Source organism: Roseitalea sp. MMSF_3546, from assembly GCF_030732865.1.
GTDB lineage: Bacteria > Pseudomonadota > Alphaproteobacteria > Rhizobiales > Rhizobiaceae > Roseitalea.
In genome coordinates, this window is sequence record NZ_JASHKB010000007.1 from 63,284 (window position 1) to 84,802 (window position 21,519).

A 21,519-nucleotide genomic window follows, 5' to 3' on the forward strand; every position below is an offset into this window, starting at 1 on the left:
GGGCAAATGTAAGGGCAGGCCCCGCACGTCCGCCCGACGGCGCGCTGCGGACCGGTCGCATGTCCCGGCCCCCATGCGGACGGCCCGGCGCCGGGCCGGGCCGGTCGTGCATTCGCGCGCGCTTACTGGCCGGTGGTCGTGGTGCCCTCTCCGGCTTGCTCACCGCCGTTTTCGAGCACGTCGGTGGCTTCGCGCAACCGCCTGACGGCGCCCTCGAGTTCATCGGCGGCTTCGCGCGCCTCCTCTGCGACATCCTCGGCCTCGGTCTGCAGGCCCTCGACCGTTTCCTCGACCGCCTCGGTGGCGTCCTCGCCTTCCTGGAGCACCTGGTCGGTCATGTCATCGGCGGTTCCGCCTGCCTCGCCCGTGCCGTTTGCGTCCGTATCGGCCGCCTGACCGGTCGTATCGTCGGTTTCCTGCATCGTCCGATCGCCGGTATCGGCCTCATCATCGGGCGTCGCGGTGCCGTCGGCCGGCTCCGAGGCGGGGCTCGTCGCCGTTCCGTTCTGCGTCTCGTCGGTGCCGGCGTCGTCAGTCAGCGATTGCTCCGGCGTGACATCGTCGGCGGGCAGCTGTTCCAGTGCGCCTTCGGTTTCCGCATCGGCTTCGACGTCGCCGGCCGCTTCCTCGCCGTCGCCGATCTGCGGGACAGCCTCGTCATCGCCGCCGGCCTGGCCGTCGATTTCGACATCGTCGTCGGCCAGTTCCGGATCGCCGGCATCGGGGATGAGTTCCATCTCCTCGCCGCCGGCCGGCTGGGCGGCGGTGTCGCCGGTCTCGTCGGCATCGACCGGTGCCGGCGCCGACTCCTGGACCGCATCTTCGACCTCCTCGGTCGTCTGGCCGAGTTCCTCGGTCTGAAGCTCGGGTTCGGCCGTGCCGAGCTCTTCCTCTTCTTCCTGACCGCAAGCGGTCAGCGCCAGAAGCGCGACCACGCTGACCGATGAAATGAGCAGTTTTCGCATGTTGTCGTTCCCTGTGTGGACCAGCGCTACGCGCCTTTCCTGATCGGACGAACGCGCTGGCAACGCATTGGTTGCGCGCGTGGGATGCTGACTGTGCAGTGCAGCATCGCGGGTCCTAAGGCGGCCGTCTTGCTGCGGCAAGCGAATTCGGCCAAGAGTGAGCGTTCCGTTGATGGCTGTGACACAAAGTGAACGCGATGACCGAGCGCTGGGACTTCTGGATCGACCGGGGCGGCACCTTCACCGACGTGATCGGCCGGGCGCCCGACGGCACGCTCACCGCCCACAAGCTGTTGTCGGAAAACCCGGGCGCCTATCGCGACGCGGCGGTGCAGGGCATTCGCGACATGCTGGGCACGGGCAAGGGCGAGCCGGTGCCGGCGGCGGCGATCGGCACGGTGCGCATGGGCACGACGGTGGCGACCAACGCCCTGCTCGAGCGCAAGGGCGACCGCACATTGCTGGTGATCACCAAGGGCTTCGGCGACGCGCTGCGCATCGCCTATCAGGCGCGGCCGGATATCTTCGCCAAGCAGATCGTGCTGCCCGAACAGCTCCATGAGCGCGTCGTCGAGGTGCCCGAGCGCGTGCTCGCCGACGGCACGGTGGAGCGCGCCTTCGATCCCGACAGCGTGCGCCCGGCGCTGGAAACGGCCAGGGCGGATGGCATCGATGCGGTCGCCATCGCCTTCATGCATGCCTGGGCGTTTCCCGAGCACGAGCGGGCGGCGGCCGACCTGGCCCGGCGGACCGGTTTCGGCCAGGTGTCGGTGAGCCACGAGGTCTCGCCGCTCGCCAAGCTGGTCGGGCGCGGCGACACGACCGTGGTCGATGCCTACCTGTCGCCGATCCTGCGCCGCTATGTCGAGCAGGTGGCGGCGGAACTGGGGATTGTGCCGAGTTCCACCTTCCCCTTGAAGGGAGGTCGCCAAAGCGAGCGTAGCGAAGCGAAGCCGGGTGGGGGTAGCGGCACCGCCAATGACACCCCCACCCCGGCCGGCACGACAAGCGCACCGGCCGACCCTCCCCGCAAGGGGGAGGGTGAAGGCGCCCTCACCCGCCTGCAATTCATGATGTCCTCGGGCGGGCTGACCGCGGCGGAGAAGTTCCAGGGCAAGGATGCCATCCTGTCCGGCCCCGCCGGCGGGGTCGTCGGCATGGCGCAGACGGCGCGCGCGGAGGGCTTTGTCCATGCCATCGGTTTCGACATGGGCGGCACGTCGACGGACGTGACCCACTATGCGGGCGGCTATGAGCGCGAATTCGAGACCGAGGTCGCCGGCGTGCGCATCCGCGCGCCGATGATGCACATCCACACGGTGGCGGCCGGCGGCGGGTCGATCCTCAAATACGAGGACGGGCGCTACCAGGTCGGCCCGCAAAGCGCAGGCGCCGATCCCGGCCCGGCCTGCTACCGGCGCGGCGGACCGCTGACGGTGACAGACGCCAATGTGATGGTCGGCAAGATCGATCCCGACCATTTCCCCGCAATCTTCGGCCCCGGCCAGGACCAGCGCCTCGACGCCGACGCGGTGAGCGAGAAATTCGCCGCCCTTGCCCGGACCATCGGCGACGGACGCAGCCCGGAGGCGATCGCCGAGGGGTTCCTGACGATCGCGGTGGAGAACATGGCCAATGCGATCAAGAAAATTTCCGTGCAGCGCGGCCATGACGTGACGGGCTATCTGCTCAACTGCTTTGGCGGAGCCGGCGGCCAGCATGCCTGCCTGGTCGCCGATGCGCTGGGGATCGACGCGGTGCTGATCCATCCGCTGTCGGGGCTGCTGTCGGCCTATGGCATCGGGCTGTCGAAGACGTTCGCCTCGCGCCAGCACGCGCTCGTCGCCCCGCTGACGGACACGACGAGCGAGGAAATCGACAAGCTTCTGAATCGGTTGCGCGCCGAGGTTCACGCCGAGCTCGAAGACCAGGACGTCCCCGGCGCGGCGATCGCCGAAAGCCTGTCCCTGCATATCCGCTACGAGGGCACCGACACGGCGCTCGAAGTGCCCTTCGACGGTGCCGATCTCAAGGCGGCGCGGGCGGCGTTCGAGGCCGCGCACAAGGCGCAGTTCGGCTTCATCTCGCCGGGGCGGACCATGGTCGTCGAGGCGGTGGGGCTGGAGGGCACCGATGGCCGCGAACAGGCCCCGCCGACGCCCGACCTTGCCGCGAGCGCGCACGTATCGGCGCCCGACGGCGAGCGCGCGGTGTTCATGGCCGGGCAATGGCGCCGCGCGGGCCTTTTTCTGCGGGCCAAACTGGCGCCGGGGGCGCGGATCGACGGTCCGGCCATCATCTTCGAGGACAACCAGACGGTGGTCGTCGAGCCCGGTTGGCGGGCCGAACTGACGCCGCGCGACACGCTGATGCTGCGCCGGGCGGCGGCGCGCGAGCAGGTCGCCCCGATCAGCACCGATGCCGATCCGGTGATGCTGGAAGTGTTCAACAATCTGTTCATGTCGATCGCCGAGCAGATGGGCGTGACGCTCGCCAACACCGCATCGTCGGTGAACATCAAGGAGCGGCTCGATTTCTCCTGCGCGGTGTTCGACGCGACCGGCGCGCTGGTCGCCAACGCGCCCCACATGCCGGTGCATCTGGGCTCGATGGACCGGTCGGTGGAATCGATCATCCGCCAGAACCCGGACATGAAGCCGGGCGACGTCTTCGCGCTCAACGCGCCCTATAATGGCGGCACGCACCTGCCGGACATCACGGTGGTCACGCCGGTGTTCGGGGAAATCAGTGGCGACACCAACATGGATGCCCCCCTCTCCCCCCTTGCGGGGGAGATGTCGCCGCAGGCGACAGAGGGGGGTATAGGCACCGGCGCGGACACACCCCCCTCTGTCAGCAAAGCTGACATCTCCCCCACAAGGGGGGAGAGGGGGAGCCCCGCACCGCCCCGCATCCTCTTCTTCGTCGCCTCGCGCGGTCATCACGCCGATGTCGGCGGCATGGCGCCGGGCTCGACCACGCCGCGCGCCACCCATGTCGACGAGGAAGGCGTGCTGATCGACAATTTCAAGCTGGTCGACCAGGGCACGCTGCGCGAGGACGCCTTTCTCGATCTGATGACCCGTCATCGCTACCCGGCGCGCAATCCCAGGCAGAACCTGGCCGATATCGTCGCCCAGGTCGCGGCGAACGAAAAGGGCGTCGCCGAACTGCGCAGAATCGTCGGCCATTTCACCCTGCCGGTGGTCGAGGCCTATATGCGCCACGTGCAGGACAATGCCGAGGAGAGCGTGCGCCGCGTGATCGACCGGCTGAGCGATTGCGAGGCGACTTACCCCACCGATACCAGCCAGCAGATCAAGGTGACAATCTCGGTCGACCGCACCGCTCGCACGGCGCGGGTCGACTTCACCGGCACGTCTCCGGTCCAGAACAACAATTTCAACGCGCCCGAACCGGTGGCCCGCGCCGCCGTGCTCTACGTGTTCCGGCTGATGGTCGAGGCGCCGATCCCGATGAATGCGGGCTGCCTGAAGCCGATCGACATCGTCATTCCCGATGGATGCATGCTCAAGCCGGCCTATCCGGCGGCCGTCGTCGCCGGCAACACCGAGACCAGCCAGCACGTCACCAACTGTCTGCTCGAAGCGCTCGGCGCGCTCGCCAACGCGCAAGGGACGATGAACAATCTGACCTATGGCAACGACCGCCATCAGAACTACGAGACGATCTGCTCGGGCGCACCGGCGGGCGTGACGAACGATGGCCGGCCGTTCGCCGGCGCCTCTGGCGTGCACACGCATATGACCAACACGCGCATGACGGACCCCGAGATCGTCGAGATGCGCTATCCGGTGGTCGTCGAGGCGTTCTCGATCCGGCCGGGTTCGGGCGGCGACGGCGCCTTTCGGGGCGGCGACGGCACGCGGCGCGTGCTGCGCTTTGTCGAGGACATGGAGTGCGCGATCCTGTCATCGCACCGCGGGCGGCCGCCCAGGGGGCTGAACGGCGGCGGCGACGGGCAGCGCGGCAGGACCGAGATCAGGCGCCTCGACGGCACGCTCGAAGAGCTGCGCCACGCCGACCAGACCTCGGTGAAGGCGGGCGAAGCGGTGATCGTGACGACGCCGACACCGGGGGGTTTTGGGGCGGCATGATCGTGCGAGCCCTTGCGCCGCATAACTTATGTGTTATATTGACGACGTACGATGGCTTGGACCATTCGAATTGACGATGATGCGGCGCGAGACATCCGCAAGCTGCCCAATGATTTGCAGGCTCGCTTCGACGTTACAGCGCGCCTTATCGAAGAATCGGGTCTGGAGGCCTTGCCCTACCACTATGTGAAGCACATAGAAGGGAATATTTGGGAATTGCGACTGAAGGCACGGAGCGGGATCGGCCGTGTATTCTATTTCACGGTTTTGCCCGAGAACTTGATTGTACTGTCTGCTTTCAAGAAGACGAGCCAGAAGACGCCGCGCAAGGAAATAGACAAGGCGCGCAGACGTTGGAGAGCGAAACAATGATCGATTTCAAGGAATTCCGGAAGGAACTGCTTGCCGATCCCGCAGTCAAGGCGGAGATCGACCGACTGCAGCCCGAATTCGAGATGATGCGCAAGTTCATCGCCGCGCGCAAGGCGGCCGGCATGACCCAGGCAGACGTCGCCCGGGCGATGGGCAAGTCCCAGCCCTATGTGGCGCGGCTGGAAAGCGGCCGCGCCAACCCCTCGATCAAGTCGATCCGGGATTATGCCAGGGCGACCGGCCAGACGATCACGCTGGAGATTGCACCCTGAGACCGTCGGGCCGGCATTCTTGTCACGCCACCTTGTTGCGGGACATATGCTTGGCAGAGTTGCGCCGCCCGAACCAGATGCGGCCGAACAGCCCGTCCCTCTTGACCCATTGGTGCCAGGCGAACGCCGCCACGTGCAAAGCGATCAGCGCCATCAGCAAATAGGCGAAGACCGCGTGCGCATAGCGCGGCGTGTACTCCCAGAAGTCGGCCGGCAGCGGGTCGCCGGAGCCGCCGAACACGATCGGGCCGAGCCCGGCGGCGAGCGACAGGGCGATGCCGGAGGCGGCCATGGCGATCGCCACCGCATAGAGCGACCAGTGGGTGACCACGCTGAGCCTGTCGAGCAGTGCATTGCCCGTGACGGCGTGCGAGGGTCTGGCGGTACGGGTGCGCACGACCAGCCGCACCAGCATGAGCAGCAGGATCAGCACGCCGATCGACATGTGCGCGCGCAGCATGAAGATCTTGTCGGGATCGGTGTTGGGCGTGTTTTCCAGCAGCACGCCACCGGCGACAAGGGCGACGCCGAGCATCAGCGCCAGCAGCCAGTGCAGCGTGACGAGCGCGGGGTGATAGCGGTCGGGTTGGCCTTGTGGAAGCATGGCAGGCTCTCCTCGGTCTTCATTGAACGCGAAAGTCGATATCGGGGCGGATCGCCGCGCGCAGGGCGACGATCACACCGAAGCTCTGCAGAAACTCCTGTTCGGACAGCAGGCCGTCATCGTTGAGGTCTGCGCGGCGGAAATCGGCGCTGACGGCAAAGCGCATCTCGGCCTCGGTCAGCACGAAGTCGGCATTGCGATCCCAGAAGCTGAAGACGATCCGCGTGGCCGTGGCATAGGCCTGGGGCTGGCCCTCGGCCTGGGCGATGATGGCATATCCGGGGTCCCAGGCGCTGAACTCGTCATAGGTGATCTTCAGGTCGCCGTCGGCGTCCATCGCATCGAAGACCTCGGCGCGAAAGCGCTCCATGTCGCCCATGTGCACATGGCCCTTGCCATCGAGATCGATGGAACCGAAGACGAGTTCGGACAGTTCACGTCCTTGCGTCCTGTCATCCTGGGCACCGGCGGTGCCGGCCGCGGCGAGCGTCGCCGCCAGGGCTGTCAAAACGATCCTGCGCATGGTTCACCTCCTTTTTCGCACCGGTCCCGTCAGCGGCGACGGCCTTGGCAGTGGCTTTGGCAACGGCCATGGCGACCGTCAGCTTGACAGGCACGGCGATATCTCACAAAATAACTTACATGGAATTATCTTACATGACAAGCAAAAAACTGACCCCGCCTCCCTCGCTCGGCCGTGCGCTCAATTACGCAACCGGCGCCTGCAACGCGCTGTGCCAGCACATGCTCGCCCCGCACGATCTGACGCTGGCGCAATGGGTGATCCTGTCGGCGCTGTGGCGGCGCGACGGGCTGCCGGTCGGCGAAGTGGCCGAATATACCGGCAATAACGGTCCGGCGGTCTCGCGCATCCTGGACCGGATGGAGGACAAGGGACTGGTCGCGCGCCAGCAAGATGCGGGGGACCGGCGCGCGGTGCGCGTCTGGCTGACCGAACGGAGCGAGGGGCTGCGCCATCTGCAGACCTTCTGGCGGCAGGTGAACGAGCGCCTTCTGGAGGGCGTTTCGGACGAGGACGTGCAGCGTCTTTTCGGCCTGCTCGGCCGCATCGAGCGCAATGCGCGGACGCGCACCGCCGACGAGCCCTGCTGAGCGCGCCCGGCATCTTCTTGCATGGTGAACGCAATCTGAACAGCCGGTTCAGCACCGGTTCCGGGCCGGTTCTCTAGACATGGGTCAACGCCGAACGAACGGCGCAGCGAAACCCGAAGTCACAGGAGAACGACCATGACCCACAAACTGATCATCGCAGGCACGATCGCCCTGGCAACCGCCTTTGCGGCACCGGCCATGGCCAACGACGTTTCCATCGAGCAGTACGGCATCGGCAACGCCGCCGGCGGCGGCCAGACCGGCATCGCCAACAAGCTCGGCGTGTTCCAGGACGGCGCCTTCAACAAGACGCTCACCCAGCAGTTCGGCATCGGCAACACGGCGGCGACCGGCCAGGTCGGCAACAACAACAATGCCGACACCTGGCAGCAGGGCATCGGCAATGCCGCCGGCGTCGGCCAGTTCGGCGACGACCACAACGCGATCCTGACCCAGGACGGCGCGGGCAACGTCGCCGCCGGCGTTCAGGTCGGCAATGGGTGCGATGCCAATGTCACCCAGGCGGGCGCCGGCAATGTTTCGGCCTTCGTGCAGACCTGCCCCTGACCGCAGCAGGCACAAGGCAGTGGCGCGGCCGGGGGGAGCGACGCGTTCCTCCCGGCACGCCCGTTGAAACAAGGAGACCACCCATGACCAACAAACGCCTCATCTTCGCCGCCGGTCTCGTTGCGGCCGGCATTGCCGCGGGCGCCGCCGCATCGTCCACCGGCACCACGCCGATCGCGACCGGCGAGCCGGTGCGCTGCGAGATCCTGGCCGAACGCAGCGGCGCGATGATCCGGCTTTCGGGCCTGATGCATGCCGACCGCGACGTCAGCGGCGAGTATCGCTTCAACGTGCAAAGCACCGGCCGCGGCGGCAGCACCGACATCTCTCAGGGCTCGCGGTTCCATGCCGGCCCCAACGGCCCGACCACGCTGGGCATGGTGATGCTGTCGGCCGGCGGCGTCTACGACGTCGAACTCGACGTCACCGCCAATGGCGAGACCTTCCGCTGCGCCGAACGGGTCGGCGGCATCATCTGAGCGAACACCAATCGCGCACCGGCAGGCCCCGCCTCGCGGCGGGGCCTTTTTGGCGTTCGCCTGCGCGCCGATCCGTCCGCGGTTAACGCAAGATGAACACCGGGTTCCGCGCCGGTTCAGCCACGCCGGGCCATGATGGTTTCAACGATCGGCAATCACAGCCCTGAAAGGAACCTGACATGACCCGCAGCTTCACCACCTTCACCGCCGCCCTCGCCCTGTCGACGGGCCTTGGCCTTGCCGCCCTGCCCGCCCATGCCGGCGGCTCGGTCTCGGTCTCGGTCGCCCCGCAGAACGCCGACCAAGAAAAGGCGATGCGTCTGGGCCTCGGCATCTATGCGCTGGCCAACGGCATCAAGAACGGCTCGATCAGCCAGAACGGGATCGGCAATGCCGCCGGCCTGATCCAGAACGGCGGCGGCAATCTGGGCATCGTCCACCAGGAGGGCAACGGGCATGTCGGCACGCTGACCCAGAACGGCAACGGCAACGCCCATGGCCTGTTCCAGTTCGGCGAAGGCACCGAAGGCCACGTCACCCAGTCGGGCGGCGAAACCGGCGCCACCTTCCAGTTCGGCTGGTAATCGTCCGGCCCGTCGCCTCACACCAGCCATTTTGCCCCCGCGCGATGACCCCCATCGCGCGGGCGCTTTCGTTTGCGGCGCGGCGGCCTGGCCGTCGGCAAGTATCGGGTGGCGGCGGACGCCGATGCGCGGCAGGTCTGGGGCAGCATTGGAGGTACCCATGACGGCCGAAACCGCGATTGCGCTGATCGTCTTCCTGTTTCCGCTGGCCTTCTCACCCGGACCGGGCAACATGGTCTTCGCCGCCAATGGCGCGCGGTTCGGCCTGGCGAGCACGCTTCCGGCGAGCGCGGGCTATCATGTGGCAACGGTGATCGTGACCGCCCTGATCGGCCTTGGCTTTGCGCGGGCGGCCGACCTGTCGCCGGCGCTGTTCACCGCGATCAGATATGCCGGCTCGGCCTATGTGCTATGGCTGGCGATCAAGCTGATGCGCGCCGGCCGGCTCGATCGGGCGGCCGAAGCCCGGCCGGCCGGTTTCGTCGATGGCGCGGTGCTGCTGCTGCTCAACCCCAAGGCCTATGTGATCATCGCGGCGATGTTCAGCCAGTTCATCCCGGCCGGCGCGAACGGGGCGGCGACGCTGGTGGTTGCCATCTCGGTGCTGTTCACGCTCAACAATCTGGTTGCCTTCACCGCCTGGACCGCGCTCGGCGACCGGATCTCGGCGCGCTTTCGCGATGCCGGCCAGGCACGACGTCTCAATTCCGTGTTCGGCGGCATGCTGGCGCTGGTGGCCGTCTGGATGCTGCTCGGCTGAGCCCGGCTCAGGGCACCGAAAAGGCAAGCCGGTCGAGTTCGGCGGCCAGCACGTTCAGATCCAGGCCGGAATTGCGGGCTTCGAGCTGCTCGCGGGCGCCCTTCCAGGCGATCGCGGCCGTGCGCAGCCGCTGGCAACCCTTGTCGGTGAGCATCACGATGCGCTTGCGCCGATCGCCGTCATCGGAGCGCGACACCACAAGGCCGACGCGCTCGAGCGGGGCGATGCCGCGCGAGACCGCCGACTGATCCAGCGCAAGAGCACCGGCAAGCATCTGGACCGTGGAGCGGCCGTGGCGCAGTATCATTGCCATCAGGGCAAGCTGACCGCTTGTCAAACCGTGCGGCGCCAACGCCTGATCGTAGAACTGGCTGAGCCTTCGCGATGCCTTGCGCACGGCCAGCAGATGACAATTGCCGTCAATCATCAATCGCAGTTCGGATGCATCATCGCAGCACATGGTTTCCGACATGGAGCGCCCCTATCCCCGATGGAACAAAACGAGGCTTGAATGCATACGCATGTATCTTGTACTGCCTCGAAAGCGGTAATTGTAATCATTCGATACAGGATTCGCCAAGAGCGTCGAGCAAGAAAACTACCATAAGCTGCATGCGCGTGTGCCTGATCTGTCGAAGACCGCGTGTTCGACAAGGCGCGGCCAGGGTGCATCGGCGTAATGGCTGGCCCGCTGCCCGGCCTTCGAGCCGCCCGATGCCGGCGGTGTCACCGGCCCGCCACAATCGGCCGCCAAGTCGGATGCCGTCATGCCGCGCGATGGCCGTTCGGCGGCGATGCCCTAAAATGGGCTCGGGGGGACCGATTCGACCATGATGCGAAACGCGTTGAGCCTGCTGGCGGCGGTGCTGGCCGTATCGATCGCCGCCGCCTGCACCAAGATCGACTATTCGGCGCTGACCCGGTCGCTGGAGGCGAGCTATGCGACCGCGACCCCGCGCTTCGGCGACAGCGATCCGGTGCATGAGTGGGAAGGCGGCGCACCCTTCGGGCTTCCCGTTCACGGCATCGATGTCTCCAAATGGCAGGGCGAAATCGACTGGAAGGCGGTGCGCCGCGCCGGCATCGAGTTCGCCTTCATCAAGGCGACCGAAGGCGGCGACCGGCTCGATGAAACCTTCATGCGCAACTGGCACGACGCGGGGCGCGCCGGCGTGCCCCGCAGCGGCTATCATTTCTTCTATTTCTGCACCTCGGCAGAGCGGCAGGCGCGCTGGTTCATTCGCAACGTGCCGCGCGACCGGACCGCCCTGCCCCACGTGCTCGATGTCGAATGGAACCATAAATCGCCGACCTGCCGGTTCCGCCCGCCGCCCGGGACGGTGCGCGCCGAAATGACGGTGTTTCTCGACACGCTCGAGCGGCACTACGGCAAGCGGCCGATCATCTACACCACGATCGCCTTTCACCGCGACAATCTGGAAGGCCACATGAAGGACGAGGTCTTCTGGCTGCGCTCGGTCAAGGCGCATCCGCGCGTGGTCTATGCGGGCCGGGACTTCACCTTCTGGCAGTACACCGGCACGGGCCGCGTTCCCGGCATTGGCGGCGATACCGATATCAATGTGTTCGCCGGCGACCGGGCCCAATGGCAGCAATGGCTCGATGCCGCCACGAACTGAGCCGAACGAACCTTCTGGAGAAGCAAGATGATCCGCCCCGCCCCGACCCTTTCGCTTGCCGCGCTCGCCGTCACCGTGCTCGCCGGCACGGCGGCCGCGCAGCCCTGCGGCGGCGATTTCGCGAGCTGGCGCGCCGGCACGGTCGAGCAGGCGCGGGCGCAGGGCGTCGGCCAGGCCGGGCTCGACGCGCTGGCCAGCGCGCGCACCGATCCCGACGTGATCCGCCGCGACCGGTCCCAAGGGATCTTCACGCTCGACTTCCTGACCTTCTCCCAGCGCCTGATCTCGCAGAACCGGATGGACAATGGCCGGGCCAATCTGCGCCGCTATTCGGATGTCTTCGAGCGGGCACGCTCACAATACGGCGTGGCGCCCGAAATCATCGCCGCCTTCTGGGCATTCGAGACGGACTACGGCGCCGTGCAGGGCGATTTCAACACGCTCAATGCGCTCGCCACGCTCGCCCATGACTGCCGCCGGCCCGAACTGTTCCGGCCGCAACTCATGGCCCTGGCCCGGCTCATCGATCTGGGGGTGGTGCCGCGCGACATCACCGGCGCCTGGGCCGGCGAGATCGGCCAGATCCAGGTGTTGCCCGAGGACTATCTGACCAAGGGCCAGGACGGGGACGGCGACGGGCGCATCCGCCTGAAGACCTCGACGCCCGACGCGATCATGACGGCGGCCAATTTCCTGGCCTCGCTGGGATGGCAGGCGAACCAGCCATGGCTGGTCGAGGTGAGCGTGCCCGAGGAGATGGATTGGTTCGATGCCGGCATCCATCGGCGCCTGCCGGTGAGCGAATGGATGGCGCGCGGCGTTCGCGCCCGCAACGGCACGCTCGATACCTCGCTCGAGGCGAGCCTGCTCCTGCCCAAGGGCCGCAAGGGCGTGGCGTTCCTGGCCTATCCGAACTTCAACGTGCTGCTCGAATGGAACCAGTCGCTGACCTATGTGACGACGGCGGCCTATTTCGCCACGCGCCTGGCTGGCGCGCCGCGTTACGACACGGGCAACCCGGACACGGCGCTGACCGAAGCCGAGATGAAGCAATTGCAGCGCAAGCTGGCCGCGCGCGGCCACGATGTCGGCGAGATCGACGGCATTTTGGGCGCAGGAACGCGCGCGGCGGTACGGCTCGAACAGCAACGGCTGGGCATGCCGGCCGATGCCTGGCCGACGCAGGCGCTGCTCGCCGCACTGTGAACCGGGCGCGGGCCGGAGCTTCGGCGGTCACGGCCCCGACCGCGCAGGCCGGAGCGGCGCTCAGAGCCTGTCGAAGTCGTCCTTGCGCGTGGGCATGAGCATGACCGCGGTGCTCAGATAGGCAAAGCCGAAGGTGACACCGAACGACATGCCCAGCAGCGCCAGGACGACCGGTTTGGCGTCCGATTGCATGAACATGTCGCCAAGCCCGGACACGTTCATCCACAACAGCGCGCCGGCGATCGCCCATCCGATCATGATGCCGATGGCCGAATTGAGCGCCACGAAGCGGATCAGCTTGGGCACTGCCGGTTTGTCGGGCCTTGGTCGCATCAGCCGCCTCCATGGCTTGGAGATAGCGAAAGATCTAGCTCGACAATCCGTTCCGTCAATGTCGCGAGCTGTTCCGTCAATGCGGGCGAGCGGCCGATTGTCCACATGGGCGCAAGGTTTTTTCGATGCAGCGCGAAGCGCCGTCACGGGACCTGTTTTCAATCGCTTGTGCCAGAACGGAACACATTTTGCCGGCGCCACGGTGCGATGCAGCAACGTTTTTTGTTGCCAGAGAGCGCGCATCGCATAGACTAAACGCTCATAACACAGGGAGGTCAGCCATGGATCTGACGCGATCTTTGAACCTCGTTTTCGTGTGTGCAGCCTTTGCCTTTGTGGGCGCCCTGGTGTTCGGCGTCCTCTGATCACATCCCCCGCACAAGCAACACGCCCGGCCGCGACACATCGCGTCCGGGCCATTTTGCGTCCGGGCCATTTTGCGTCCGGGCCGTCTTCCTGACGTCCGGCCCACGTCGATCTGGCACGACGGCAACGTCCCGAACGATGTTCGGGGCGTGCGCCGTGTGCGGGCGGGGCCGCGTCAGGCGGCGGCGCCGACCGGCGTTTGCTCGCGCACGCCGATGAGCCGGCAGATCGCAAAGACCAGATCGGGCCGGTTCATGGTGTAGAAATGGAAATCGCGCACGCCGCGGTCGACCAGATCGAGCACCTGCTCGGCGGCGATGGCGGACGCGATCAGGGCATGGGTCTTGGGGTCCTCGTCGAGCCCGTCGAAGCGCTCGGCAAGCCATTGCGGGATCTGCGCCGAGCACTTGGAGGCGAAGTTGGCGACCGCCTTGAACCTGTGAATGGGCAGTATGCCCGGCACGATCGGCACGTAGATGCCGGCCTTGCGCACCCGCTCGACATAGCGCTCATAGGTGTCGTTGTCGAAGAAGAACTGGGTGATCGCCCGGTCGGCGCCATTGTCGACCTTGCGCTTGAGCATGTCGATATCGGTGGCGAAATCGGGGCTTTCGGGGTGCTTCTCCGGATAGGCGGCGACCGAAACGTCGAAATCGCCGAACGCCTTCAGCCCGGCGACCAGGTGCGCCGAGGTCTCATAGCCCTGCGGATGGGGCACGTAGCGCGTGCCCATGCCCGTTTGCGGGTCGCCGCGAAGGGCGACGAAGCGCCGGATGCCCATCGCCGCGAATTCGCGGATGACCGCATCGACATCCTCGCGCGGCGAGCCCACGCAGGTGATATGGGCGGCCGCATCGGTGCCGCCATGTTCGAGAACATGGGCAAGGGTGCGCTGGCTGGGCTCGCGCGTGGAGCCGCCGGCCCCATAGGTCACCGACACGAAGTCGGCATTGAGGGGCGCGAGCTTCTCGATGGTGTCGGCAAGCGTGCGCTCCATTGCCTCGTTCTTGGGCGGAAAGAACTCGAACGACACCCTGAAGTCGGCGGACGAGGCAACCTGCTGTGTCCGTGTGAATACGCTGCCGGCCATTATGCCGCCTCCGTTTTTCGTGTTTCGGCCATCTCGTAGCGTGGATCGTCCGCGGCCCATATCACGACGGTCAGCTTGTCGTCGCTTTCGCCCTCGGGCGCGCACAACTTCTCGACCGCCGCATTGTCCAGCCCCGCCTCGGTCAGCCACGCCGCGACCGATTCGCTGGCAAAGCCGAGCCGGTGGTGGCGGTGTTCCTGGCGCAGGAACTCCATCTCGTGGGGGGCGAAATCGACGATGATCATGCGCCCGCCCGGCGCCAGGCAGCGCGCCGCCTGCGCCACCGCGGCCGCCGGATCGTCGAGAAAATGCAGCACCTGGTGAATGACCACAAGATCGAAAGCGTTGCGCGAGACGGGCATGTTGAAGACATCGCCCAGACGCACCTCGGCGCGGTCGAGCCCCGCATCGTCCAGATTGGCCCGCGCCACATTGAGCATGTTGCGGTTGGGGTCGATGCCGACCGCCGTGCGGTAGCGCGGGGCGAACAGTTCGAGCATGCGGCCGGTGCCGGTGCCGATGTCGAGCATGGCGCTGAACGTGCGCTCCCCGGCGATGCGCAGCAGTGCGTTCTCGACCTGCCTTTCGGGCACATGCAGCGAGCGGATCGAATCCCAGCTCTCGGCATTGGCCGAAAAATAGGCCGAAGCGGCCTCGTGGCGCTTGCGCTTGACATCGCACAGGCGCTCCTGGTCGCGCACGACGACCGGATCGTCGCGGTCGAGCTGCTCGAGGATGCCGGCCACCAGCGCCCCTTGCGGGGTCGTCCGCGCAACGCGGAACAGCGCCCACGACCCCTCCTGCCGGCGGCGAATCAGACGCGCCTCCAAAAGCAGCTTGAGATGGCGCGAGACGCGCGGTTGCGACTGGCCCAGGATCGTGGTCAGGTCGGAGACGGTCAGTTCGGCCTGCGCGAGCAGACACAACATGCGCAGGCGGCTCGGCTCGGCCGCAGACTTGAGATGCTCGACCATCGTATCGACGGCAAAGCTCGGTGCATGGTCCGCACGATCAGACATAAAGATATGTTTATATCATTTGCCCTATCGGCACAACCGGAAATCATGACCAGGGGCGCATCATGGCGACAAGGCGGCAGGCGGCGGTTGCCAGGGCACTGACGGCGCTGGCACCGATGATGCCGCTCGAGGACGCGCAAGCGGTCAAGGCGCTGGTCGCCCGGCCGCACATGCGCGGGCTCGACGCGCCGGTTGCCGTGTGGCTGGCGACGGTCGCCCATATCCGCCATGCCCATACCGATTACGATTCGCTGATGGACGAGGGCTATGATCGCGACGCGGCGCGGTATTTCGTCATCGACGACATCAATGCCGTCCTGCGCCGCTGGCAGGCAACGCGGCTGCTCGATCCGGACGAGGATGCCGACCTTGCGGTTGCCGGATGAGGGTCGACAAGGGCGTCAGCGCTGCCCGAGCCCGAGCCGCACCGGCCGTCATCCGGCGGCCTGCCCGCATGAGCCCGTGGCGCGGACCGATGACGAACGGTACCGCTGTCGCTCGATGGGCCCGGCGGGATCGCCGCGCCGCGCCGGCCGCACGTGTCACCCCGGATAGATCCACTGTTCGGGGATCTGCACGGTGACGTTTTCGCCCATGGCGATGGTGCCGGGCTTTTCGACCCAGGCGACCAGGCCGCGCCGGCGCTTGGCGGCCGGCACGAAGGCCAGCGCCAGGTCGGTGTCGCCGTCGCGCCCCAGATGGCGCGCGATGGCGGCGCCGGCATGCCGGCACGGACCGTTCTGGAAGTCGACCTTGATCGTCGCCCCGCCTTCGAAGAACAGCAGCGTCGAGGCGGGCAGCATGGACAGCATCGGCACGCCGGCCAGGGTGATGTTGGCGCCGATCCATTCGGGGGCGATCATGGGAACGTCAAGTTCGGCGGCGACATCGGCCAGTTCGTCGCGCGCCACGATCGAAACCTGGCGCTCGTTGCGGATCGGCGTGCCGCGCGTGTACCAGGGCTCGCGGCTGCCCGAATTGCGGGTCATGCCGGCATGGACGTCGCCGGGCACGCCCTCGAAGGTCAACTCCAGCGTCTCGACCGGGCTGGTGACGAAATCATCGCCTCTTGCGGCGAAAAGCCCGTCGACACTGGCCGCAAGGCGCCGGCGCGGGCTGATCTGGGGTTGGGCTTGCAGCATCGGCGCTCTTCCTTTGCGGTCAGGCTCGGCATTGCGTCAGCGGGTCACGCGGGCAAGAAAGCGCTCGATGGCCGCCGTCGCCTTGTCGCCGGGCCGGCCAAGGCGCGCGGCGATCGCGCCATGCGAATAGGCGGTGCCGTGGAACACGTCCACATCGGTGCCGCGCCCCTTGAGCAGATTGGCATAACCGATCGAGATCGCCCGGCGCCGCTCGCCCTGGCTGCGCGAATACAGGATCAGATGCGGCGGCAACCGGCCATTGCGCTTGGCATGGGTGGCCGGGGACCAGCGCACCCAGTTCTTGGGCTCGTCGGTAAAGGCGGTGCCGAACATCGAGCCGATGGAGCCGCGCTTGGTGGCGTAGGCGAGAAGATCATAGGCCTGCACGTCGTTGGGGATGACGCCGCGCAGGCCCTGCGCCCGGCCGGTTGCGGCGGCGAGCGCGGACAGATGCGCGCCGGCCGAATGCCCCATCAGCACGATCCGATTGGGATCGCCATTGTAGCGCCGGATGTTGCGGCGGACCCAGGCGATCGCCCGCTCGACGTCGCGCACCTGCCCGTCAATGGTGGTTTGCGGCACCTTTCGGTAGTCGATGGCGACGAAGACATAGCCGCGGGAGGTCAGCCATTGCGGCATCGAATAGACGCGCTTGCGGTCGCCCTTCACCCAGCCGCCGCCATGGACGTAAAGCACGACGGGCCGCTTGCGGGCGAACAGGCCGCGCCGGACGTGCGTCGGCTCGTAGACGTCGAGCTTGAGCCCGCCGGCATAGCTCAGACCATCGTGCAGCTTCATCGCCTGCGCCGGACCGGGCGCCAGCACGACGAGCGCCAAGGCGCACATGACCAGCATGGCCACGCACCCAAGGACCCGCCATGGACGCCAGGCGGCGCGCGGACCGTCGGTCCGATGCGCATCGAGCTTTGTCAGCATCGCCAATTCCGCGACCTCCCTTTTGCCGCTTGCCACCATCGCCGCGAACATAGCCATAACGCGCAGGCGGGAAACGGACAATCTGCCTTGGTAAAGTTGGATTCGATTCACAGTGTGAAACGATGTTACGGCCTTGTCGGTTGTGCAATCGGACACAGCACGCATAACCAATCCCTGACAGTCAACAGTTTCCCACCGCCCAGCAGGATGCAGACATGACACGCTTTCGCCTTGCCGCAACGGCCGGTTCGCTCGCCCTATCGATCGGCCTTTCCGCCTCGCCCGCCCTTGCGCAGATCGACGGCCAGCAGATCGTCGAGCGCATGGTCGGCCAGCTCAACGCACAGGGGCTGACGGCCAGCGCCGAAGGCGTGAGCGTCAGCGGCGACGACATCACCATCGCGACGCTGACCATCGCGCCGGCCGCCGACATCGACGCGCTGGTCTTCGAGGACACCGTGCTCGAGGACGTCGCCGAGACCCAGGATGGATCGTATCGCGTCGGCCGCATCGCCATCCCGGCGATGGAGCATGCCGACGACGATGTCACGGTCTCCTTCGAGGGCGGCGCCATTATTGGATATACGATCGCCGGACCGGAGGTGACCGATCCGGTTCTGCGCGGCAATCTCTACGAATCCTTCCTGATGGACGGGCTGACCGTCTCGGACGAGGACGGTCCCGTCTTTTCCATGGACAGCGCGCGCGCCTCGATGAGCCCGTATGCGCCCGGCGAGACGATGCAATACGACATGGAGGTGGCCGGAATGGTCGCCGACATGAGCACGCTCGACGACGCGCAGGCACGCCAAACCATGGCGGCGCTGGGCTATGAGACGTTGCGCGGCAGCATGCAGGGGACCGGAAGCTGGAACGCGGAGACCGGACGCATGACCCTCGATCCGGTCACGATCAGCGTCGATGACGCCGCCGAATTGACCATGCGCATGGACTTCAGCGGCTATACGGCCGAGCTGATCGGCGCCCTGCAGGACATGCAGCGGCAGATGGATGAGCAGAACATGGACGCCATGAACATGGCCATGCTCGGGCTGATGCAGCAGCTCGAGGTCAATGCCATCTCGTTCAGCCTCGACGACCGGTCGCTGACCAATCGGATCGTCGACTTCGTCGCCGCCCAGCAGGGCGTCGATCGCGCCGGCGTGGTGGCGATGGCCAAGGGCATGCTGCCGCTCGGGCTGGCCCAGCTCAGGGCACCCGAATTCGCCGCCGAGGTGACGGCCGCCGTCGGCACCTTCCTTGAGAACCCGCAATCGCTGACGATCTCGGCCGATCCGGAGAACGCCGTCCCGATGGCGCAGCTCACTGCGGCCGCCATGTCGTCGCCGCAAACGCTGATCGACATCCTGCGCGTGTCCGTGACCGCCAACCAATAGGGGCCTCAGCGAGACGGCGCGATCGGCTTTTCCATGCGCGTTGCGCCCGAAAAGCCGATCAGCCGGCCAAGCGGTCCCAGCCGCTCCCGGGAAACGGGCACATAGCCGCGCCGCTCATACAGTGCCCGCGCGCACCCATTGGTGTCGATCACATCGAGCCGGACGCAGGTGAATCCGCGCTCGCCGGCCATGCCCTCGATGGCGTCGAGCAGTGCGGTGCCGATGCCATTGCCGCGCGCTTCGGGCCTGACCGCGATGCCGTCGAGCAGGAAGATGCCCTGTTCGGTCGCGCGTCCGAGCAGCGACAGGACAATGCCGCGCCACAGAGCGCCGAAGCGACCGTAGTGGCGGGCCAGATCGGCCAGGCCGCCGCCGGCCAGCGCGCCGGCCGCCGTCTTGAAGCCGGCAATGCCGAAAAGCCGGGTCTCGTCGTCGGAAACCGCGCAAAGGCAGAATTGCGGGTCCATGATGTCGGCGAGAAAGGCCGCCCCGCGCCCGTCGCGGCCGAGCACCGGGCCGAGCTTGTCGACGAAGGCGCCGTAATAGAGATCGGCGGCCGGGCGGCGCAGCGCTTCGGGGAAGCCGGCGACGACCCGGAAGCGGGCCATGTCAGCCGTCCGGCCTGGCGTGCGATTTGCCCGTCTGCGGCGCTATGCGCAGCCCCAGTTCGCGCAGTTGCGCCGGGCTGGCCGGCGCCGGCGCCCCCATCAGCAGATCCTGCGCCTGCTGGTTCATCGGAAACAACGTGACCTCGCGCAGGTTCTTCGCGCCGACCAGAAGCATCACGATGCGGTCGATGCCCGCCGCCATGCCGCCATGGGGCGGGGCGCCGAAGTGGAAGGCACGATAGAGCCCGCCGAAGCGCTCCCGGACGACGTCGCCGTCAAGTCCGGCAATGGCGAACGCCTTGACCATGACCTCGGGCAGATGGTTGCGGATGCCGCCCGAGGCGATCTCGTAGCCGTTGCAGACAAGATCGTACTGCCAGGCCTTGATCGACAGCGGATCCTCGGTTTCCAGCGCGCCCAGGCCGCCGCGCGGCATGGTGAAGGGATTGTGGCCGAAATCGATGCGCTTTTCATCCTCGTCCCATTCGAAGAAGGGAAAGTCGACGATCCAGGCCAGTTCGAACCGGTCGCGGTCGATCAGGTCGAGCTCCTCGCCGGCGCGGGTGCGCGCCTCGCCGGCAAAAGCGGCGAACTTTTTCGGGTCGCCGGCGGCGAAGAAACACGCATCGCCCGCCTTCAGGCCCAGTTGCAGGCGGATTGCCTCGGTGCGCTCGGGGCCGATGTTCTTGGCGATCGGCCCGGCGCCTTCGACGCGGCCGCCCTCCTCGCGCCAGAAGATGTAGCCTAGGCCCGGCTGCCCCTGCCCCTGCGCCCAGGAATTCATGCGGTCGCAGAAGGCGCGGCTGCCGCCGGTCGGCGCCGGAATCGCCCAGACCGCGCCGCGCGCGTCGTCCTCGAGGATACGTGCGAACACCTTGAAGCCCGAACCACGGAAGTGCTCGGAGACGTCTTCGATGATGATCGGGTTGCGCAGGTCCGGCTTGTCGGTGCCGTATCGGGCGATCGCCTCGTCATGGGGGATGCGGCGGAACTCCGGCGTGACGGGCTTGCCGCCGGCGAACTCCTCGAAGACGCCGCGAATGACCGGCTCCATGGCGGCGAACACATCGTCCTGCTCGACGAAGCTCATCTCGACATCGAGCTGGTAGAACTCGCCCGGCAGCCGGTCGGCCCGCGGGTCCTCGTCGCGAAAGCACGGCGCGATCTGGAAATAGCGGTCGAATCCGGAGACCATCAGAAGCTGCTTGTAGATCTGCGGCGCCTGCGGCAGGGCGTAGAACTCGCCCTGGTGGATGCGCGAGGGAACCAGGAAGTCGCGCGCGCCCTCGGGCGAGGACGCGGTCAGGATCGGTGTCGCGAACTCGGTGAAACCGACCTGCTCCATCCGGCGGCGCATGGCGGCGATGACCCTGGTGCGCGTGACGATGTTGGCGTGCAGCGTCTCCCGGCGCAGGTCCAGGAACCGGTATTTGAGGCGAATGTCCTCGGGATAGTCCGGCTCGCCGAAGACCGGCAGCGGCAGTTCCTCGGCCTTCGACAGCACTTCGAGATCGCGCGCATAGACCTCGATCTCGCCGGTCGGCAGTTCGGGATTGACCAGGTCGGCGTCGCGCTGCTTGACCGTGCCGTCGACACGGATCACCCATTCGGCGCGCACCGTCTCGGCCTGCCGGAAGCAGGCGCTGTCGGGGTCGGCGACGATCTGGGTGATGCCGTAATGGTCGCGCAGATCGATGAACAGCACGCCGCCATGGTCGCGCACGCGGTGCACCCAGCCGGACAGGCGGGCCGTCTGCCCTGCCTCGGACTTGCGAAGGGCGCCACAATCATGGCTGCGGTAGCGGTGCATATCGGGCCTCGGTCGTTCCGTGATGGGTGTGTGGGCGCCGTGGCGGCGCGGGCGCCGGCGCGCGAAATCGCGCGGAAAAGCGCATGCAGGTCCCGATTTGTCAAGCATGGCGCAGGCGCTGCGGCGCATTTGTTGTGA

The 21,519-nt window shown here is 66.9% G+C and carries 23 protein-coding genes; 12 read left to right on the plus strand and 11 right to left on the minus strand.

Annotated elements, in window-relative coordinates; genetic code table 11:
• Positions 1-122 precede the first annotated feature (122 nt).
• The gene (locus RBB34_RS07720) at positions 123-965 is read right to left on the minus strand and encodes a hypothetical protein (protein ID WP_306118623.1); all 843 of its coding nucleotides are present in this window, start codon (positions 963-965) and stop codon (positions 123-125) included.
• 197 nt (positions 966-1,162) lie between these two features.
• On the opposite strand from RBB34_RS07720, the gene RBB34_RS07725 reads away from it, so the two are divergent.
• From RBB34_RS07725 to RBB34_RS07735, 3 genes are read left to right on the plus strand one after another with little or no spacing between them, the layout of a single operon-like run.
• Positions 1,163-5,083, plus strand: a complete 3,921-nt coding sequence (locus tag RBB34_RS07725) for a hydantoinase B/oxoprolinase family protein (RefSeq protein WP_306118715.1) — start codon at positions 1,163-1,165, stop codon at positions 5,081-5,083.
• 51 nt (positions 5,084-5,134) lie between these two features.
• On the plus strand, positions 5,135-5,455 hold the full coding sequence (locus tag RBB34_RS07730; RefSeq protein ID WP_306118624.1) for a type II toxin-antitoxin system RelE/ParE family toxin: 321 nt from the start codon (positions 5,135-5,137) through the stop codon (positions 5,453-5,455).
• On the plus strand, positions 5,452-5,727 hold the full coding sequence (locus RBB34_RS07735) for a helix-turn-helix transcriptional regulator (protein WP_306118625.1): 276 nt from the start codon (positions 5,452-5,454) through the stop codon (positions 5,725-5,727). Before RBB34_RS07730 ends, RBB34_RS07735 begins: the two co-directional genes overlap by 4 nt.
• Before the next feature lie 22 nt (positions 5,728-5,749).
• Here RBB34_RS07735 and RBB34_RS07740 read toward each other — a convergent pair whose 3' ends face one another.
• Together RBB34_RS07740 and RBB34_RS07745 are read right to left on the minus strand one after the other, a co-directional pair.
• On the minus strand, positions 5,750-6,331 hold the full coding sequence (locus RBB34_RS07740) for a cytochrome b/b6 domain-containing protein (protein WP_306118626.1): 582 nt from the start codon (positions 6,329-6,331) through the stop codon (positions 5,750-5,752).
• A 19-nt stretch (positions 6,332-6,350) separates the two neighbouring features.
• The gene (locus RBB34_RS07745) at positions 6,351-6,854 is read right to left on the minus strand and encodes a hypothetical protein (RefSeq protein ID WP_306118627.1); all 504 of its coding nucleotides are present in this window, start codon (positions 6,852-6,854) and stop codon (positions 6,351-6,353) included.
• Between the two features lie 134 nt (positions 6,855-6,988).
• On the opposite strand from RBB34_RS07745, the gene RBB34_RS07750 reads away from it, so the two are divergent.
• The 5 genes from RBB34_RS07750 to RBB34_RS07770 all read left to right on the plus strand — a co-directional run bounded on the left by RBB34_RS07750 (position 6,989) and on the right by RBB34_RS07770 (position 9,834).
• Positions 6,989-7,444 carry a MarR family transcriptional regulator gene (locus tag RBB34_RS07750; RefSeq protein ID WP_306118628.1) on the plus strand — a complete coding sequence of 152 codons (456 nt, stop codon included), beginning with the start codon at positions 6,989-6,991 and terminating at the stop codon, positions 7,442-7,444.
• A 135-nt stretch (positions 7,445-7,579) separates the two neighbouring features.
• Positions 7,580-8,011 (plus strand): curlin, encoded by a 432-nt coding sequence (locus tag RBB34_RS07755; protein WP_306118629.1) that lies wholly within the window; start codon positions 7,580-7,582, stop codon positions 8,009-8,011.
• A gap of 83 nt (positions 8,012-8,094) precedes the next feature.
• The gene (gene csgH, locus RBB34_RS07760) at positions 8,095-8,490 is read left to right on the plus strand and encodes a curli-like amyloid fiber formation chaperone CsgH (protein ID WP_306118630.1); all 396 of its coding nucleotides are present in this window, start codon (positions 8,095-8,097) and stop codon (positions 8,488-8,490) included.
• A gap of 179 nt (positions 8,491-8,669) precedes the next feature.
• Positions 8,670-9,074 carry a curlin gene (locus RBB34_RS07765; protein WP_306118631.1) on the plus strand — a complete coding sequence of 135 codons (405 nt, stop codon included), beginning with the start codon at positions 8,670-8,672 and terminating at the stop codon, positions 9,072-9,074.
• A gap of 160 nt (positions 9,075-9,234) precedes the next feature.
• On the plus strand, positions 9,235-9,834 hold the full coding sequence (locus RBB34_RS07770) for a LysE family translocator (RefSeq protein WP_306118632.1): 600 nt from the start codon (positions 9,235-9,237) through the stop codon (positions 9,832-9,834).
• Positions 9,835-9,841: 7 nt separating this feature from the next.
• Here RBB34_RS07770 and RBB34_RS07775 read toward each other — a convergent pair whose 3' ends face one another.
• A complete protein-coding gene (locus RBB34_RS07775) occupies positions 9,842-10,306 on the minus strand; it encodes a MarR family winged helix-turn-helix transcriptional regulator (protein ID WP_306118633.1) in 465 nt (154 codons plus the stop codon).
• Positions 10,307-10,664: 358 nt separating this feature from the next.
• Here RBB34_RS07775 and RBB34_RS07780 point away from each other — a divergent pair, with 358 nt between their 5' ends.
• Both RBB34_RS07780 and RBB34_RS07785 read left to right on the plus strand, forming a co-directional pair.
• On the plus strand, positions 10,665-11,474 hold the full coding sequence (locus RBB34_RS07780) for a GH25 family lysozyme (protein WP_306118634.1): 810 nt from the start codon (positions 10,665-10,667) through the stop codon (positions 11,472-11,474).
• Between the two features lie 27 nt (positions 11,475-11,501).
• Positions 11,502-12,680, plus strand: coding sequence for a lytic murein transglycosylase (locus RBB34_RS07785; protein ID WP_306118635.1), 1,179 nt, complete (start codon positions 11,502-11,504; stop codon positions 12,678-12,680).
• 60 nt (positions 12,681-12,740) lie between these two features.
• Here the strand turns inward: RBB34_RS07785 and RBB34_RS07790 are convergent, their stop codons facing one another.
• The 3 genes from RBB34_RS07790 to RBB34_RS07800 form a co-directional block, all read right to left on the minus strand.
• A complete protein-coding gene (locus RBB34_RS07790; RefSeq protein WP_306118636.1) occupies positions 12,741-13,013 on the minus strand; it encodes a hypothetical protein in 273 nt (90 codons plus the stop codon).
• A 541-nt stretch (positions 13,014-13,554) separates the two neighbouring features.
• Positions 13,555-14,469 carry a methylenetetrahydrofolate reductase [NAD(P)H] gene (gene metF / locus RBB34_RS07795; RefSeq protein WP_306118637.1) on the minus strand — a complete coding sequence of 305 codons (915 nt, stop codon included), beginning with the start codon at positions 14,467-14,469 and terminating at the stop codon, positions 13,555-13,557.
• Positions 14,469-15,488, minus strand: coding sequence for a metalloregulator ArsR/SmtB family transcription factor (locus tag RBB34_RS07800; RefSeq protein WP_306118638.1), 1,020 nt, complete (start codon positions 15,486-15,488; stop codon positions 14,469-14,471). Before RBB34_RS07800 ends, metF begins: the two co-directional genes overlap by 1 nt.
• Before the next feature lie 62 nt (positions 15,489-15,550).
• On the opposite strand from RBB34_RS07800, the gene RBB34_RS07805 reads away from it, so the two are divergent.
• Positions 15,551-15,874 (plus strand): DUF2293 domain-containing protein, encoded by a 324-nt coding sequence (locus RBB34_RS07805; RefSeq protein WP_306118639.1) that lies wholly within the window; start codon positions 15,551-15,553, stop codon positions 15,872-15,874.
• Positions 15,875-16,030: 156 nt separating this feature from the next.
• Here the strand turns inward: RBB34_RS07805 and RBB34_RS07810 are convergent, their stop codons facing one another.
• Both RBB34_RS07810 and RBB34_RS07815 read right to left on the minus strand, forming a co-directional pair.
• The gene (locus RBB34_RS07810; RefSeq protein WP_306118640.1) at positions 16,031-16,630 is read right to left on the minus strand and encodes an MOSC domain-containing protein; all 600 of its coding nucleotides are present in this window, start codon (positions 16,628-16,630) and stop codon (positions 16,031-16,033) included.
• 36 nt (positions 16,631-16,666) lie between these two features.
• On the minus strand, positions 16,667-17,566 hold the full coding sequence (locus RBB34_RS07815; protein WP_306118716.1) for an alpha/beta hydrolase: 900 nt from the start codon (positions 17,564-17,566) through the stop codon (positions 16,667-16,669).
• Positions 17,567-17,781: 215 nt separating this feature from the next.
• Here RBB34_RS07815 and RBB34_RS07820 point away from each other — a divergent pair, with 215 nt between their 5' ends.
• Complete coding sequence (locus RBB34_RS07820; protein ID WP_306118641.1) at positions 17,782-18,963, plus strand: hypothetical protein; 1,182 nt, start codon at positions 17,782-17,784, stop codon at positions 18,961-18,963.
• Positions 18,964-18,968: 5 nt separating this feature from the next.
• Here RBB34_RS07820 and RBB34_RS07825 read toward each other — a convergent pair whose 3' ends face one another.
• Together RBB34_RS07825 and aspS are read right to left on the minus strand one after the other, a co-directional pair.
• Positions 18,969-19,571 (minus strand): GNAT family N-acetyltransferase, encoded by a 603-nt coding sequence (locus RBB34_RS07825; protein ID WP_306118642.1) that lies wholly within the window; start codon positions 19,569-19,571, stop codon positions 18,969-18,971.
• A gap of 1 nt (position 19,572) precedes the next feature.
• Positions 19,573-21,381: an aspartate--tRNA ligase gene (gene aspS / locus RBB34_RS07830; protein ID WP_306118643.1), complete on the minus strand. Its 1,809-nt coding sequence runs from the start codon at positions 21,379-21,381 to the stop codon at positions 19,573-19,575.
• Between the last annotated feature and the right edge of the window lie 138 nt (positions 21,382-21,519).

Bases quoted from the DNA above. Each gene is read 5' to 3' on its own strand.
- RBB34_RS07790 (WP_306118636.1), bottom strand. From the start codon at position 13,013: ATGCGACCAAGGCCCGACAAACCGGCAGTGCCCAAGCTGATCCGCTTC.
- RBB34_RS07815 (WP_306118716.1), bottom strand. From the start codon at position 17,566: ATGCTGACAAAGCTCGATGCGCATCGGACCGACGGTCCGCGCGCCGCC.
- RBB34_RS07770 (WP_306118632.1), top strand. From the start codon at position 9,235: ATGACGGCCGAAACCGCGATTGCGCTGATCGTCTTCCTGTTTCCGCTG.
- RBB34_RS07820 (WP_306118641.1), top strand. From the start codon at position 17,782: ATGACACGCTTTCGCCTTGCCGCAACGGCCGGTTCGCTCGCCCTATCG.
- metF (WP_306118637.1), bottom strand. From the start codon at position 14,469: ATGGCCGGCAGCGTATTCACACGGACACAGCAGGTTGCCTCGTCCGCC.
- RBB34_RS07765 (WP_306118631.1), top strand. From the start codon at position 8,670: ATGACCCGCAGCTTCACCACCTTCACCGCCGCCCTCGCCCTGTCGACG.
- RBB34_RS07785 (WP_306118635.1), top strand. From the start codon at position 11,502: ATGATCCGCCCCGCCCCGACCCTTTCGCTTGCCGCGCTCGCCGTCACC.
- RBB34_RS07735 (WP_306118625.1), top strand. From the start codon at position 5,452: ATGATCGATTTCAAGGAATTCCGGAAGGAACTGCTTGCCGATCCCGCA.
- RBB34_RS07725 (WP_306118715.1), top strand. From the start codon at position 1,163: ATGACCGAGCGCTGGGACTTCTGGATCGACCGGGGCGGCACCTTCACC.
- RBB34_RS07775 (WP_306118633.1), bottom strand. From the start codon at position 10,306: ATGTCGGAAACCATGTGCTGCGATGATGCATCCGAACTGCGATTGATG.
- RBB34_RS07745 (WP_306118627.1), bottom strand. From the start codon at position 6,854: ATGCGCAGGATCGTTTTGACAGCCCTGGCGGCGACGCTCGCCGCGGCC.
- csgH (WP_306118630.1), top strand. From the start codon at position 8,095: ATGACCAACAAACGCCTCATCTTCGCCGCCGGTCTCGTTGCGGCCGGC.
- RBB34_RS07780 (WP_306118634.1), top strand. From the start codon at position 10,665: ATGATGCGAAACGCGTTGAGCCTGCTGGCGGCGGTGCTGGCCGTATCG.
- aspS (WP_306118643.1), bottom strand. From the start codon at position 21,381: ATGCACCGCTACCGCAGCCATGATTGTGGCGCCCTTCGCAAGTCCGAG.
- RBB34_RS07755 (WP_306118629.1), top strand. From the start codon at position 7,580: ATGACCCACAAACTGATCATCGCAGGCACGATCGCCCTGGCAACCGCC.
- RBB34_RS07720 (WP_306118623.1), bottom strand. From the start codon at position 965: ATGCGAAAACTGCTCATTTCATCGGTCAGCGTGGTCGCGCTTCTGGCG.
- RBB34_RS07800 (WP_306118638.1), bottom strand. From the start codon at position 15,488: ATGTCTGATCGTGCGGACCATGCACCGAGCTTTGCCGTCGATACGATG.
- RBB34_RS07740 (WP_306118626.1), bottom strand. From the start codon at position 6,331: ATGCTTCCACAAGGCCAACCCGACCGCTATCACCCCGCGCTCGTCACG.
- RBB34_RS07750 (WP_306118628.1), top strand. From the start codon at position 6,989: ATGACAAGCAAAAAACTGACCCCGCCTCCCTCGCTCGGCCGTGCGCTC.
- RBB34_RS07805 (WP_306118639.1), top strand. From the start codon at position 15,551: ATGGCGACAAGGCGGCAGGCGGCGGTTGCCAGGGCACTGACGGCGCTG.
- RBB34_RS07825 (WP_306118642.1), bottom strand. From the start codon at position 19,571: ATGGCCCGCTTCCGGGTCGTCGCCGGCTTCCCCGAAGCGCTGCGCCGC.
- RBB34_RS07730 (WP_306118624.1), top strand. From the start codon at position 5,135: ATGGCTTGGACCATTCGAATTGACGATGATGCGGCGCGAGACATCCGC.
- RBB34_RS07810 (WP_306118640.1), bottom strand. From the start codon at position 16,630: ATGCTGCAAGCCCAACCCCAGATCAGCCCGCGCCGGCGCCTTGCGGCC.